At 62.4% G+C, this 15141-nt stretch carries 10 protein-coding genes; all 10 read left to right on the top strand.

Annotated elements, in window-relative coordinates:
- The 10 genes from HX830_RS13745 to HX830_RS13700 all read left to right on the top strand — a co-directional run bounded on the left by HX830_RS13745 (position 1) and on the right by HX830_RS13700 (position 14836).
- Positions 1 to 489: an Hcp family type VI secretion system effector gene (locus HX830_RS13745; RefSeq protein WP_103495522.1), complete on the top strand. Its 489-nt coding sequence runs from the start codon at positions 1 to 3 to the stop codon at positions 487 to 489.
- A gap of 146 nt (positions 490 to 635) precedes the next feature.
- Positions 636 to 1160, top strand: a complete 525-nt coding sequence (gene tssE / locus HX830_RS13740) for a type VI secretion system baseplate subunit TssE (protein WP_218171289.1) — start codon at positions 636 to 638, stop codon at positions 1158 to 1160.
- Positions 1157 to 3016: a type VI secretion system baseplate subunit TssF gene (gene tssF / locus HX830_RS13735; RefSeq protein ID WP_177100754.1), complete on the top strand. Its 1860-nt coding sequence runs from the start codon at positions 1157 to 1159 to the stop codon at positions 3014 to 3016. Before tssE ends, tssF begins: the two co-directional genes overlap by 4 nt.
- On the top strand, positions 2980 to 4032 hold the full coding sequence (gene tssG / locus HX830_RS13730) for a type VI secretion system baseplate subunit TssG (RefSeq protein ID WP_177100752.1): 1053 nt from the start codon (positions 2980 to 2982) through the stop codon (positions 4030 to 4032). The genes tssF and tssG overlap by 37 nt, the downstream gene beginning before the upstream one ends.
- The gene (gene tssH / locus HX830_RS13725) at positions 4025 to 6700 is read left to right on the top strand and encodes a type VI secretion system ATPase TssH (protein ID WP_177100750.1); all 2676 of its coding nucleotides are present in this window, start codon (positions 4025 to 4027) and stop codon (positions 6698 to 6700) included. Before tssG ends, tssH begins: the two co-directional genes overlap by 8 nt.
- Before the next feature lie 138 nt (positions 6701 to 6838).
- On the top strand, positions 6839 to 8770 hold the full coding sequence (locus HX830_RS13720; protein WP_103499387.1) for a type VI secretion system Vgr family protein: 1932 nt from the start codon (positions 6839 to 6841) through the stop codon (positions 8768 to 8770).
- Positions 8771 to 8785: 15 nt separating this feature from the next.
- A complete protein-coding gene (locus HX830_RS13715) occupies positions 8786 to 9220 on the top strand; it encodes a DcrB-related protein (protein WP_100939801.1) in 435 nt (144 codons plus the stop codon).
- A gap of 12 nt (positions 9221 to 9232) precedes the next feature.
- A complete protein-coding gene (locus tag HX830_RS13710; RefSeq protein WP_177100748.1) occupies positions 9233 to 13639 on the top strand; it encodes an RHS repeat-associated core domain-containing protein in 4407 nt (1468 codons plus the stop codon).
- 17 nt (positions 13640 to 13656) lie between these two features.
- A complete protein-coding gene (locus tag HX830_RS13705; RefSeq protein WP_177100746.1) occupies positions 13657 to 14271 on the top strand; it encodes a DUF6707 family protein in 615 nt (204 codons plus the stop codon).
- Positions 14272 to 14362: 91 nt separating this feature from the next.
- On the top strand, positions 14363 to 14836 hold the full coding sequence (locus HX830_RS13700; protein ID WP_177100744.1) for an SMI1/KNR4 family protein: 474 nt from the start codon (positions 14363 to 14365) through the stop codon (positions 14834 to 14836).
- The last annotated feature ends 305 nt before the right edge of the window (positions 14837 to 15141 follow it).

The following is a 15141-nucleotide window of genomic DNA, read 5'->3' as shown; positions in this document are numbered from 1 at the left end:
ATGGCTGTTGATATCTTCATCAAGATCGGCGACATCAAGGGCGAGTCCCAGGACAAGGCCCACAAAGAGGAAATCGACGTCCTCAACTGGAGCTGGGGCATGTCCCAGTCCGGCAACATGCATATGGGCGGTGGCGGTGGTGCCGGCAAGGTCAATATCCAAGACCTGTCGTTGACCAAGTACGTCGACAAGGCTTCGCCGAACCTGATGATGCATTGCGCCAGCGGCAAGCACATCGACAAGGTCACCCTGGTGGTGCGCAAGGCCGGCGGCGAAAGCCAGGTCGAGTACATGAAGATCGACCTGGAAGAAGTGCTGGTCACTTCCCTGAGCACCGGCGGTTCGGGCAGCGATGATCGCCTGACCGAAAACGTCACCCTGAACTTCGCCCAGGTCAAGGTCGAGTACCAGGAGCAGAAAGCCGACGGCTCCAAGCAAGGCGGCCCGGTCAAGTTCGGCTGGAACATCCGCTCGAACATCAAGCTCTGACCCCTGCGCCCCTGGCGCTCAGCGTCGGGGGCGTGCGGTGTTACCCCGAATTCGATTCATTCCCGGTGTCCGAGCATGGCCAAGCCTTCGTTTCCCGTTCAGTGGCGCTGCCGCCGCGCAGTGTCCAGCCCCTGTGACGTCGCGCGATGAGCAACGTGGCGAGCGACCTCACCCTGCGCGAACGCCTGCAACCGTCGCTGCTCGACCGCCTGACCGACGACGAACCGGGCACTCTCCAGGAAGGCAGCGACAAACGCGTGCTGTCCCTGAGCCAACTCAAGGCCTCGGTGCTGCGTGACCTGACCTGGCTGCTCAACAGCACCAGCCTGCTCGACGCCGACGCCACCCTGCACACCCCGGCCGGCACTTCGGTGATCAACTACGGCCTGCCGGCGCTGGCGGGCAACAGCGCGTCGAGCATCGATGTGGCCGCCCTCGAAGGCCTGATCCACACCGCCATCACCACCTTCGAACCGCGCATCCTCAGCCATACGCTGCGGGTCCGGGCCCAGGTCGCCCACGGCGAGATGAACCACAACGCCCTGAGCTTCGAGATCGAAGGCGATCTCTGGGCATTGCCGGCCTCATTGCCGCTGCTGCTGCGCACCGACCTCGACCTGGAATCCGGCCATGTCCGCGTGGTGCCCGCCGAGCAACGGAGACGTTCATGAACCCGCGCCTGCTCGACCTGTACAACCAGGAGCTGCAACACGTGCGCGAAAGCGCCGCCGAGTTCGCCAAGGAATACCCGAAGATCGCCGGACGCCTGACGCTGTCCGGGCTCGATTGCGCCGACCCCTACGTCGAGCGCCTGCTGGAAGGTTTCGCCTACCTCACCGCGCGGGTGCAGCTCAAGCTCAATGCCGAATACCCGACCTTCACCCACAACCTGCTGGAAATCGCCTACCCGCACTACCTGGCGCCGACACCGTCGATGACCGTGGTGCAGTTGCAGACCGATCCGGACGAAGGCTCCCTGGCCGGCGGTTTCACCCTGCCCCGGGACAGCGTGTTGCGCGCCACCTTGGGCAAGGACACCCAGACTTCCTGCGAGTACCGCAGCGCCCACGCGGTGACGCTGTGGCCGTTGCAGGTCAGCCATGCCGAGTACTTCGGCAACCCGTCGGCGGTGCTCGGGCGCCTGGCCGCCAGCGAGCCGAAGGCCAAGGCCGGCCTGCGCCTGACCCTGCGCAGCGGCGCCGAACTGCCGTTCAACCAGCTCGACCTGGACAGCCTGCCGCTCTACCTCAACGGTGCCGACGAGCAGCCGTTTCGCCTCTACGAGCAACTGCTGGGCAATGCCTGCGCGGTGTTCGCCCGTGCCCCCGGTGGGGATTGGGTCGAACGCCTGCCCGCCGATGCCCTGCGCGCCTGCGGCTTCGACGACCGCGAAGCGGCGATGCCGGTGGTGGCACAAGCCTTCCAGGGCTATCGGCTGCTGCAGGAATACTTCGCCCTGCCCCAGCGCTACCTGTTCGTCGAATTCGCCGAACTGGGCCGCGCGGTCAAACGCTGCGCCGGCCAGGAACTGGAACTGATCGTGCTCTTCGAGCGCTTTGACCCGAGCCTGGAAAGCAGCGTCGGCGCCGCGCAGTTCGTGCCCTTCTGCACCCCGGCGATCAACCTGTTCCCACGTCGGGTGGACCGTATCCACCTGTCCGAGCGGGTCAACGAACACCATGTGATCGCCGACCGCACCCGGCCCATGGACTTCGAGATCCACTCGCTGACCGGCGTCACCGGCCACGGCACCGGGCCCGACCAGCCGTTCCTGCCGTTCTATGCCGTGCGTGATCCATCCCGTTATGGCCGCGACCAGGCCTACTACACCCTGCGTCGCGAACCACGGGTGCTGTCCAGCGAACAACGGCGCAAAGGCACCCGCTCGACCTACGTCGGCAGTGAAACCTTCATCAGCCTGGTGGACAACCGCCAGGCGCCCTACGGCCACGACCTGCGCCAGCTGGGCGTCAGCGCCCTGTGCACCAACCGCGACCTGCCGCTGTTCATGAACGTCGGCAGCGGCAAGAGCGACTTCACCCTGGCCGACAGCGCGCCGGTCTCGGCAATCCGCTGCCTGGCCGGCCCCAGTCGCCCAAAGGCCAGCCATGCCCACGACAACCAGGCCTGGCGCCTGATCAGCCAGCTGTCGCTGAACTACCTGTCGCTGAGCGAAGCCGGCCAGGGTGCCGCCGCCCTGCGCGAATTGCTGCGCCTGTATGGCGAAAGCAACGACGCCGCCCTGCAATTGCAGATCGAGGGCCTGCGCGAGGTCAGCAGCAAACCCTGTACCCGGCGCCTGCCGATGCCCGGGCCGATCGTCTTCGGCCGTGGCCTGGAGATCACCCTGGAGTTCGATGAAAACGCGTTTCGCGGCACCGGGGTGTTCCTCCTCGGCGCGGTGTTCGAACGCTTCCTGGCACGCTACGTGTCGATCAACAGTTTTACCGAGACGGTGATCCGTACCACCGAACGCGGCGAGATCATGCGATGGAAAGCCAAGCCCGGACGCCGTCCGACCCTGTGAGCACGCTCACGGCGATGCAGGCCGAACCCTGGGAATACGACTTCTTCCAGGCATTGCGGCGTATCGAGTGCGAATCGCCGCACCTGCCGCGCTTCGGCCATTCCCAGCGCCTGAGCGACGACCCGCTGCGCCTCGGCCAGCAGCTCGACTGCGCCTTCGCCCCGGCGACCCTGGCGTCGATGACACCGGCCAGCGAGACCACACCGGCGCGACTCGAACAGTTCTTCTTCGGCCTCGGCGGCCCCAACGGCCCGTTGCCGCTGCACCTGACCGAGTACATGCGCGAGCGCCAGCGCAACAATGCCGACAGCACCAGCAAGCGCTTCCTCGATGTGTTCCACCATCGCCTGCTGAGCCTGTTCTACCGGGCCTGGGCCGAAGCGCGGCCGACCGTCAGCCATGACCGCCCGGACGACGACTACTGGTCCGCGCGCCTGGCCGCCCTCAGTGGCCGGGGCATGCCCAGCCTGCTGAAACAGGGGCTGATCCCGGACACCGCCAAGCTGCACTTCAGCGGCCACCTCGCCGCCCAGACCCGCTACCCCGACGGCCTGCGCGCCATCCTCCAGGAGTATTTCGGGCTGCCGGTGCAGATCGAGGAGTACGTCGGCCAATGGCTGCACCTGCCGGAGCGCAGCCGTGTCGGCGTCAGCGCGCACCAGCTGGGCGTCGACTTCTGCATGGGCCAGCATGTCTGGGACCGCCAGCACAAATTCCGCATCCGCGTCGGCCCGCTCAAGCTGGCCGACTACATGGGCCTGCTGCCCGACGGTGAACCCTTCCGCCACCTGGTGGCCTGGGTCGCCGAATACCTGGGGCACGAGCTGGACTGGGACCTGAACCTGGTCCTGGAACAGCCGCAAGTGCCCAAGCTGCAACTCAACGGCCAATTCCGCCTGGGTTTCAACACCTGGCTCGGCCAACCCCAAGAAGACGCCAAGGACCTGATCCTGGCCCGGCACTACGCCGATCAGGCCACCTCGGCCCACCATTCAAGGAGCCCGGACCATGGGTGAAATCAGCCGCGCCGCGTTATTCGGCAAACTCAACAGCGTTGCCTACAAGGCCATCGAAGCCGCCACGGTGTTCTGCAAACTGCGGGGCAATCCGTATGTGGAACTGAGCCACTGGCTGCATCAGTTGCTGCAATTGCAGGACTCGGACCTGCACCGCCTGATCCGCCAGTTCAACATCGAACCGGCGCGCCTGGCCCGCGACCTGACCGACGCCCTGGACCGCCTGCCGCGCGGCTCGACCTCGATCACCGACCTCTCGTCCCACGTCGAAGAAGCCGTGGAACGCGGCTGGGTCTATGGCAGCCTGATGTTCGGCGAAAGCCAGGTACGCACCGGCTACCTGATACTCGGCATCCTCAAGACCCCGAGCCTGCGCCATGCCTTGCTGGCGCTGTCGTCGGAGTTCGACAAGATCAAGGTCGAGGCCCTGAGCGAACGCTTTGACGAATATGTCGGCGACTCGCCGGAAAATCACCTGGGTGCCAGCGACGGCTTCACCGCCGGGGCGGTGCCGGGCGAAGCCAGCGGCGCCATGGCCCCCAGCGCCATGGGCAAGCAGGAAGCCCTCAAGCGTTTTACCGTGGACCTGACCGAGCAAGCCCGCAGCGGCAAGCTCGACCCTATCGTCGGTCGCGATGAGGAGATTCGCCAGTTGGTGGATATCCTGATGCGTCGGCGCCAGAACAACCCGATCCTCACGGGCGAAGCCGGCGTCGGCAAGACCGCCGTGGTCGAAGGCTTTGCCCTGCGCATCGTCGCCGGCGACGTGCCGCCAGCCCTGAAAGATGTGGAGCTGCGCAGCCTCGATGTCGGCCTGCTGCAGGCCGGCGCAAGCATGAAAGGCGAGTTCGAACAGCGCCTGCGCCAGGTCATCGAAGACGTCCAGGCCTCGCCCAAGCCGATCATCCTGTTTATCGACGAAGCCCACACCCTGGTGGGTGCCGGTGGCGCCGCCGGCACTGGTGACGCGGCCAACCTGCTGAAACCGGCACTGGCCCGTGGCACCTTGCGCACCGTGGCCGCGACCACCTGGGCCGAGTACAAGAAACACATCGAGAAAGACCCGGCCCTGACCCGCCGTTTCCAGGTGGTGCAGGTCGCCGAGCCGTCGGAAGACAAGGCCCTGCTGATGATGCGCGGCGTTGCCTCGACCATGGAAAAACACCATCAGGTGCAGATCCTCGACGAAGCGCTGGAGGCCTCGGTCAAGCTGTCGCACCGTTATATTCCGGCGCGCCAGTTGCCGGACAAATCCGTCAGCCTGCTGGACACCGCCTGCGCCCGGGTTGCCATCAGCCTGCATGCGGTGCCCGCCGAAGTGGATGACAGCCGTCGACGTATCGAAGCGCTGGAAATCGAGTTGCAGATCATTGCCCGCGAACATGCCATCGGCGTCGATACCGCCGCGCGACGCAGCAACAGCGAGAACCTGTTGAACGCCGAACGCGAGCGCCTGGCCGAACTGGAAGTGCGCTGGGCCGATGAGAAAGCCCTGGTGGACGAACTGCTCGCCACCCGCGCCGAGCTGCGCGCAAGCGCCGGCGTGGTGGACATCGATATCGAGCTGGGCCACGCGCTGCGGGAAAAACTGGTCGATCTGCAACAGCGCCTCAGCACCCTGCAAGGCGAAACCCCGTTGATCCTGCCGACCGTGGACTATCAGGCTGTGGCTTCGGTGGTGGCCGACTGGACCGGCATTCCGGTGGGCCGCATGGCCCGCAACGAACTGGAAACCGTGCTCAACCTCGACCTGCATCTGCAGAAGCGCATCATCGGCCAGGACCATGCCCTGCGGATGATCGCCAAGCGCATCCAGACCTCCCGCGCCGGCCTCGACAACCCGAGCAAGCCGATCGGCGTGTTCATGCTCGCTGGCACCTCGGGCGTGGGCAAGACCGAAACCGCCCTGGCCCTGGCCGAAGCCATGTACGGCGGCGAGCAGAACGTCATCACCATCAATATGAGCGAGTTCCAGGAAGCTCATACCGTTTCGACGCTCAAGGGCGCCCCGCCCGGCTATGTCGGTTACGGCGAAGGTGGCGTGCTGACTGAAGCCGTGCGGCGCAAGCCTTACAGCGTGGTGTTGCTGGACGAGGTGGAAAAGGCCCACCCGGACGTGCACGAGATCTTTTTCCAGGTTTTCGACAAGGGCGTGATGGAAGACGGCGAAGGCCGGGTGATCGACTTCAAGAACACCCTGATCCTGCTGACCACCAACGCCGGTACCGAACTGATCTCGCATCTGTGCAAGGACGCCGGCAACGTGCCGGACCCGGAGGAGATCGCCAAGGCGCTACGCCAGCCGTTGCTGGAGATTTTCCCGCCGGCGTTGCTGGGGCGGTTGGTGACCATTCCTTACTATCCGCTGAGCGACACCATGCTCAAGGCGATCACCCGCTTGCAGTTGGGACGGATCAAGAAGCGCGTGGAAAGCACCCACAAGGTGGCCTTCGATTTCGACGACGGAGTGGTGGACCTGATCGTTTCGCGCTGCACCGAGACGGAGAGCGGCGGCAGGATGATCGACACCATCCTGACCAACAGCCTGCTGCCGGACATGAGCCGCGAATTCCTCACGCGCATGCTCGAAGGCAAGGCGCTGGCGGGGGTGCGGATCAGTGAGCGGGATAACGAATTGCATTACCAGTTCAGCGACGCGGGCGCCTGATCCGACGTCTTCGCGGGCAAGCTCCGCTCCCACAGTGTCTGTGTCGTTCCCGTATTTTGTGTACGACAGAAGACCTGTGGGAGCGGAGCTTGCCCGCGAAGAGGCCCGCCCGAACACCACAATACCCAGAGATAACCCATGCTATTCACCCAAGCCACCCGCCTGGCCCAGATCAACAGCCCCCTCGGGCCGGATGTCCTGTTGCTCAAGGATTTCGGCGGCGGCGAGGAGCTGGGGCGGCTGTTCGACTACGAATTGCACCTGACCTCCAACGACGGCGCCCTGGACCTCAACCAGTTGCTGGGCAAGCCCATGAGCCTGTCGCTACAGGTCCAGGGCGGCCTGCGCCACTTCCACGGCATCGTCGCCCGCTGCAGCCAGAACGTCAGCCAGGGCCAGTTCGCCAGCTACTCGGTGACCCTGCGCCCCTGGCTCTGGCTGCTGACCCGTACCTCCGACTGCCGGATCTTCCAGCACCAGAGCATCCCGCAGATCATCAAGCAGGTGTTCCGCGACCTCGGCTTCTCAGACTTCGAAGACGCCCTCAGCCAGCCCTATCGCGAGTGGGAATACTGCGTCCAGTACCGCGAAAGCAGCTTCGACTTCGTCAGCCGGCTGATGGAACAGGAAGGTATCTACTACTACTTCCGCCATGAAAAGGACCGCCATGTGCTGGTCCTGGCCGACGCCTACGGCGCCCACCACAGCGCCCCGGGCTACGAATCGCTGCCCTACTACCCGCCGGACGGCCAGCATCGCGAGCGCGACCACCTCAACGGCTGGCACCTGGCCCAGGAAGTCCAGCCCGGCTCCCTGGAACTCAACGACTACGACTTCCAGCGCCCCAGCGCACGGATCGACGTGCGCTCGGCCATGCCGCGCCCGCACACCGCCGGCGACTATCCGCTGTACGACTACCCCGGCACCTACGTGCAGAGCCAGGACGGCGAGCACTACGCACGCACCCGTATCGAAGCGATCCAGAGTCTGCATGAACGGGTCGAACTCAACGGCAACGCCCGCGGCCTGGGCTCCGGGCACTTGTTCAGCCTCACCGGCTTCGGCCGCCAGGACCAGAATCGCGAGTACCTGATCGTCGGCGCCCGTTACTACATCGCCCAGGAAAACCTGGAGTCCGGCGCGACAGGGGCCGGCGCGCAGTTCGAAAGCAGCCTGAGCTGCATCGACGCGCAACAGAGCTTCCGCCCCTTGGCGAACACCGCGCGGCCCACCGTCAAAGGCCCGCAGACCGCCGTGGTGGTGGGCCCGGCCGGCGAGGAAATCTGGACCGACCAGTTCGGCCGGGTCAAGGTGCACTTCCACTGGGACCGCCACGACCAGTCCAACGAAAACAGCTCCTGCTGGATTCGCGTGTCCCAGGCCTGGGCCGGCAAGAACTGGGGCTCGATGCAGATTCCGCGGATCGGCCAGGAAGTCATCGTCAGCTTTCTCGAAGGCGATCCCGACCGGCCGATCATCACCGGCCGGGTCTACAACGCCGAACAGACGGTGCCCTACGACCTGCCCGCCAACGCCACCCAAAGCGGCATGAAAAGCCGTTCGAGCAAGGGCGGCAGCCCGGCCAACTTCAACGAAATCCGCATGGAAGACAAGAAAGGCGCCGAGCAGCTGTACATCCATGCCGAGCGCAACCAGGACATCGTGGTCGAGGTCGACGAGAGCCATGCGGTGGGCCACGACCGCAACAAGAGCGTGGGGCGCGACGAGACGGTGACCATCGGCTCGGTGCGCCTGCGCGCGGTCAAGGACGACGACATCCTGGTGGTCGGCCGCAAGAAGACCGACAGCATCAGCCAGAGCTATGTCATCGAGGTCGGCGAAAACCTGCGCCTGGTCTGCGGTGAAAGCGTGCTGGAACTGAATGCCAGCGGCCAGATCAACCTGAGCGGCGTGCAGATCAGCTTCCATGCCTCGGGCGATGCCGAGTTCAACACCGGCGGCACCCTGCACCTGAACAACGGCGGCGGCCCCGGCGCGTCGCCCGAAGGCCAAGGCGTCAAAGGCAGCATCGACGCCAGCGTCAACGCGATGTTCCCCAAGCCCAAATAACGAGATTCGCGAGCCATGACCTACCGCCTCAATGAATTCCAGTTCGCCCTGCCCGAGAGCGAGCTGCTGGACGCCTCGATCAATATCCTCAAGTTTCCGGAGCTGGGGACTTCGCTGATCGTCAGTCGCAGCCAGCTGGCCGAGGGTGAAACCCTGCAAAGCAACTTCGACGCCCAGCTCAAGCGCCTGGAGCAACAGGTCCAGGAACTGCGCTACCAACCGGGCCAGGCCGTGCGCCTGGGCGCCGATCAGTCGGTGGATGGCATCGAGCTGCGCAGCCAGTTCAGCAAGGGCGCGGAGAAGGTCTTCCAGTACCAGCTCGCGCTGGTGTTGCCGGGCACCCGCAAGATGCTCGCCCTGAGTTACGTCAAGGCTGACAAGTTGGGGGATGCCGAAGCGGCGCATTGGGCGACGATCAAGCAGTCCCTGCAATTCGACCGGGTGGTGTGACGGAAGCCGTGCATGTCTGACGCACTGTGGGCCGCCCGGCTGGGCGATGGACTGTCCCATACCTCGATGATGGCCGATATTCTCGGCGGTGTGCTGGAGGTCGCAGCCAATGTGGCAATCACCGCACTGGCGACGGCAGCGGTGGTTGCCGCGACCGGGATCACCGTTGCGACCGGCGGGCTGGGCGCCTGTGTCCTCGGCGCGGTGGTCGGGGTCATTGTCGGCGTGGCGATGAGCAAGACCGGCGCCGACAAGGGCCTGAGCAAGATGTGCGAGGACATCGGCAACGGCCTCTTTCCGCCCACGGTGCAGGCGACGATTCTCAGCGGCTCCACCGACACCCTGATCAACTCGATTCCAGCCGCCCGCGCCGCCGGTGCGGTGCCGTCCCATGTGGCTCCGGCGGGCACGCCCGAGAGCGAAGACGCCGCTCCCGCCGAGAGTGACAAGGCCGAGGAACCGGGCTTCCTCGATATGGCCAAGGGCTTTTTCTCGCAGATGTGGCGGCCCACGGTGGCGACACCGGCACCCGGTGCGGTGCCCAAACCGCTGGACCTGGTGACCTGCATGAAGCATCCGCCGATGCCGCCGCAGTTTCTTGCCGAAGGTTCGGAAAAGGTCAGCATCAACGGGCAACCCGCCGTGCGCAGTGGCGATCGCAGCACCTGCGATGCCACCGTGGTTTCGGCTGGGCTGATCTCGCCCAATGTCACCATTGGCGGCGGTTCGGTGGTGGTGCGCGAGATTCGCAGCGGCAAGACACCCGGCGTCGGATTGGCGATTACCGCGCTGATGATGCTCAAGGGCAGCAAGGGCAAGTTCCTCAGCAATCTGCCGTGCATGTTGCTGGCCGGGGTCAATTCTTTCGTCACCAGCCAGGCCATCGGTGCGCTGACCAACGCTATCGCGGGTTCGCCGAATCCGGTGCATGCCGCGACGGGCGCCAAGGTGCTGGGCAGCGAGGACGAGCTGGACTTTGTCCTGCCCGGCATCCTGCCCATCGACTGGCAGCGTTTCTACAACAGTCGTGATGAACGTCGCGACACATTGCTCGGTACAGGCTGGAGCCTGCCCTATGAAATCGGCGTGCGTATCGAGGTGCATCCCGAAGGCGGCGAGCGGCTGATCTATACCGATGAACAGGCGCGACGTATCGATATGGGCCCGATTCCGTTGGGCGGCGCGGTGTTCAGTCCGGGGGACGGCCTCGCGGTGCGGCGCAACGGTAATGGACAACTGCTGATCGAAAGCGATGACGGCTTGTATCGTCTGTTCGAACCGACCCTGGCCGATCCTTCGACTCTGCGCCTGAGCCAACTGGGCGACCGCAATGACAACCGGATCTATCTCGATTACGACGAGTCGGGGCGGCTGGTTCGACTGCGCGATACCCTCGATCTGGTGCAAGTGGAACTGATCTACAGTACCCAGTGGCCTCGGCGTGTCAGCCAGATCGAGCGGTTATTTGCCGACCAGCAACGCGAAGTGCTGGTCAGCTACGACTACGACAGCAGCGGCGACCTGGCCGAAGTGCGCGACAGCCTTGGTCAAGTGCAACGGCGCTTTGCCTACGATAACGGGCGGCGGATGGTCGAACATCAGTTGCCTACCGGGCTGCGCTGTTTCTATCAGTGGGCGCAGGTCGAACACCTTGAGTGGCGAGTGATTCGCCACTGGACCGATGACGGCGACGAATATCTATTCGACTACGACCTGAGTAACGGCATCACCCGTGTCACCGATGGCTTGAAGCGTGTGAGCATCCGTCGCTGGAACCCGCAGCACCAGATCACCGAATACAGCGACAACCTCGGCCATACCTGGCACTTCGAGTGGAACGACGAGCGCCAGTTGCTCGGCGCCACCGATCCCCAGGGCGGGCGGCATCAGTTCAGCTACGACGAAGCGGGCAATCTCAGCGCCAGCGTCGATCCGTTGGGGCGCAGCGAGTCGACCTTGTGGCTGGAACACTGGTCGCTGCCGCTGGTGGAGACCGACGCGGCGGGCAACAGCTGGCAATACCGCTACGACCCGCGCGGCAACTGCACCCACGAGACCGATCCACTGGGGCAAGTCACCCAATACCGTTTCGATGCCCAGGGTCAGGTGGTCGAGATCATCGACGCCACGGGTAAAAGCAAAACCTTGCAGTGGAACGACCTGGGGCAGTTGATTCGCCATGTCGACTGCTCGGGTTCGCCGACCACCTTCAGCTACGACCGGCGCGGTCATCTGCAGGTGGTCACCGATGCCCTCGGTGAACGCGTGACCTATCAGCACGATGCCCAGGGTCGTCTGTTGCAGAGCCAGTTGCCGGACGGTCGCGTCGAACAGTACCTGCGCGACGGCAGCGGCCAACTTACCGGTTATGTCAATCCGGCTGGGCACAGCACGGGTTATCAATACGACCGTCGCGGCCAGGTACGCCAACGCATCGATGCCCATGGCCGGCAGGTGCAGTTCGGCTATGACGCCTATGGGCGTTTACAGGCGCTGACCAATGAGAATGGCGAGAGCTATCGCTTTGCCTGGGATGCCGGCGACCGCCTGACCGAACAACGCGATCTCGACGGCAGCGCCCGCTGTTATGCCTATGACATGCTGGATAACGCGATCCGCGTGGAATACGTTCCGGCACCGTTTGGAAATGGGCTAGCGCTGGTACCGACGCAGCCGGTGGCCCCCATCGTCCACCAGTTGGAACGTGATGCGGTGGGTCGGCTGATCGCCAAGGTCACCGATGATGGGCGTACCGAGTACGCCTACAACCCGCAGGACCAACTCACCGCCATCACCTTTACCGACAACGACGGTAATGAACAAAAGCTCGGCTTTGCTTATGACGCCCTGGGCCAGTTGCAGGAAGAACAGAGCGCGGCGGGTAGCTTACGGCATCACTACGATGAGCTGGGCAATCTGATCCAGACGCAGCTGCCGGATGGGCGTTGGCTCAACCGGCTGTATTACGGCAGCGGACATCTGCACCAGATCAATCTGGACGGCCGGGTTATCAGCGATTTCGAGCGTGATCGCCTGCACCGCGAGGTGTTGCGCACCCAGGGCCAGCTCAGCACCCGCAGCGAATACGACCGTGTTGGACGCCTGCGCTCACGCTTGCGCCGCCCTTCCAGCCAGCCATCAGCATTGCCGGCGCCAGCGCAGAAGCATTTCGACTACGACCCCAGCGATAATCTGATCGGCCGCCTCGACCGCCAGCCACGGGGCGACCAACGCCAGTTGCTGCATTACGACGCGACGGGTCGGATCATCGCCAGCCAGGACAGCGTGCAGGGCCAAAGCGAAACCTTCGCCTACGACGCCGCCGCCAACCTGCTGGACGGCCCGTCCGCCAGTGCCGGGCTGGTGGTGCACAACAAGCTGCTGACCTATCAGGACAAGCGTTATCGCTACGACGCCTTCGGCCGGATGATCGAGAAGCGTAGCGGCAGTCAGCGAGTGCAACGCTTTGCCTATGACGCCGAACATCGGTTGATCGAGGTGCGCAACCAGGACGGTGCGCGGGAAACCGTTGTGCGCATGACCTACGATCCGCTGGGGCGGCGTATCGGCAAGACCGAGCACGACAACAACGGCTATCCGCTGGGCGAAACGCACTTTACCTGGGATGGCCTGCGCTTGTTGCAGGAACATCGCAATAGCCAGACCAGCCTGTATCTGTATGCCGATAACGGTTATGAACCGCTGGCCCGGGTCGATGGCAGCGGGGAATTGCAGAAGGTCCGCTATTACCACAACGACCTCAATGGCCTACCCGAGCAACTGACCGAAGCGGATGGAGCCACGGTGTGGCAGGCGCGGTATCGGGTCTGGGGCAACACCCTTGAAGAAATACGTGAGCCGTATTACATCGAGGACCAGAACCTGCGATTCCAGGGTCAGTACCTGGACCGGGAGACCGGGCTGCACTACAACACGTTCAGGTTTTATGATCCGGATGTGGGGCGGTTTACGACGCCGGATCCGATTGGGTTGGCTGGCGGGATCAATCTTTATCAGTACGCGCCCAACCCACTGACGTGGCTGGATCCGCTGGGCTTCAAGGGATGCAGCGTCAAAGCCGGAGACGGCAAAACTCACGACATCGTCCTTGAGCTGACCAAAAAGCAATACAGACAAACATTTGGCCATATCCAGAGTGTTATCAAGTCACGAGGTAAGGACATATTCACTATCAACAGGAAAGGCGCCGATCAGAACAGGAAGACTTCTCTGTCAGGGTTCCCCGCACGTAAAGGAAAGGACAGGGACGAGTTCCCCATGGCCATGCTCAAGGAAGGTGGTGCAGGCGCGAGTGTCAGGTACATCAACCCGAGTGATAACCGGGGGGCTGGGTCCTCCATTGCCCATGCACTCAGCCCTTACCCAGACGGCACCAAAGTAAAATTTATCGTTAAATAATTTTCGGGAGATTCCCTATGAAACTGACCGACGTTCTCGAGATTCTTTCCCAAGGCGACAGCCCCGTGGCGACGTACCTCGAGAAAATTCCTTCAAAATTCACCAAAAGCAGCAAATTGCGTCTGGAAGCGTTCTCCAAGCTGGCTTACGTTTTGTACGTCACCAAGGAGAAAGAGCAGGCAAAATTTATCGTCGACCGACTTGCCGAAGTCCCTTTTGAAAATAACTATGATTATTGGGAATGGGTTGAAAGTGCTTTAGTTCTCAAGGGATTACTGGCCAAGGAAAGTAACGAGACTTCTGCTTACGACAGCGCGCTGGCAAGCGTATTAGAAGCAATGAACAGCGGCAGCGAACTGCAAGTCAAGGTTAAGCTCAGCGTGCATAACCGCTTTTTGGAAGGCGAAACACTGGACGATGAGAAGATACGATTCTACGCGGATAAAGGTGATGCCATTGCAGAGTGCAATGAACGAATCATATTGCTGATAACACTGCTCAAGTTAAAATTTTTTGATACCGAGGCCTCCTATCCTGTTGAAAAAATAGAGCACGAAATCACAGAACAAACAGACCGGATAAACAGCCTCATTTCGACAGTCGGACTGTTCAAAATCACGCCATTCAAGTGAGTTTACGCTCTTCTGCGCCAACGATCCAAAGCGTTGGCCAATAAGATATCTAAATCCAAACGTTGGAGCGCCCCATGAGCGGAGATTAACGATGATCGAAAACACATTCTCGAACGATGAGGCGGCCATTAGCCCGGCAAATCTCGACAATCTGGAGTCTGTAATCGGGAAGAAGCTGCCTGCCCCCTTTCGAGACCACTATCTCAGGTACAACGGCGGTGTTCCGGAGCGGACCTATTGGCTCGGTGAAACCTTTGACGAGCCCTTGGAGGTTGCTGCCTTCAAGCCCCTTGCCAATACATCCGCCACCCTGCTCTCCACTTATCAATCCATGCTGAAGAAGCAGGTTATTCCCGCGCATCTGCTTCCTTTTGCGAACGACTGGGGTGGTAACTTCTTTTGCCTGAATCTTGACTCAGGAGCGATCAGCTATTTCACGACCGATAGCTTTGATAGCGATCTAAACCCTGACGAGAATCAGGTCAGAGCCGAAACGCTGGTCTGCTCGAACTTTACCCGCTTCGTTCAAGGGCTGATCGACGAAGAAGATCTGGACGAAGAATAGGCATTTCCTCGATCAATACTCACCAGGCCAGCCCCTGTCAAAGGGCGAAATATTTTTCCAGAAATCCAATGTTTCCCAGACCCCTCAGGTGTGGGGAACATTGTGCGCTAGTAGAGAGCATGAATATATTCACCCTGAAAATACTTTATGCTCCCTATCTAACAAGATCATAAAAAATGCCGACTGTGATTGAAACCCATGAACGCGCATTTTTTGACTGACACGCAGCTCTATCAAGCTGATCTCAGGAGAAAGACCGGCCAAGACCTTTTTCACATGGGGATGTAGTGGTCAACTGATCCCGG

It is taken from the genome of Pseudomonas gingeri (assembly GCF_013385425.1).
GTDB classification, from domain to species: domain Bacteria; phylum Pseudomonadota; class Gammaproteobacteria; order Pseudomonadales; family Pseudomonadaceae; genus Aquipseudomonas; species Aquipseudomonas gingeri_D.
This window is presented reverse-complemented; position numbering and strand designations above follow the sequence as displayed.